The sequence below is a fragment of the Corynebacterium sp. UMB6689 genome, from assembly GCF_030215295.1.
Taxonomy (GTDB): Bacteria; Actinomycetota; Actinomycetes; order Mycobacteriales; family Mycobacteriaceae; genus Corynebacterium; species Corynebacterium aurimucosum.
The window spans coordinates 1-245 of sequence record NZ_JASOLS010000250.1 but is presented as its reverse complement, the minus strand read 5'-3'; the positions used below and the strand labels follow the sequence as shown (position 1 = coordinate 245).

General features: G+C 56.7%; 1 pseudogene. It reads left to right on the top strand.

Annotated features, from left to right (window positions below):
• Positions 1–245: pseudogene (locus QP363_RS13385) on the top strand (phage antirepressor); the annotation flags it as partial.

Sequence of the window (245 nt, the reverse complement as noted above, 5' to 3'; positions counted from 1 at the left end):
CGTCGAAGCTACCCACGGCCCAAAAATTTGAGGCATGGGTATTCGATGAGGTCCTACCCACCCTGTTCAACCAGGGCTCCTACCAGCTTCCGGCCCTGTCTCCTATTGCTAATCCGGTTATTGCGCAGGCTAAGGAAGAACTTGTTCTTTGCCAGGCCGCGCGGGGCCTTATTCAAGCGGATCACCTCGAAGCAAGGGCGCGCGTAATTCTAGCGCGTGGGCTTGGAGAGTTCCCACAGCTGGAA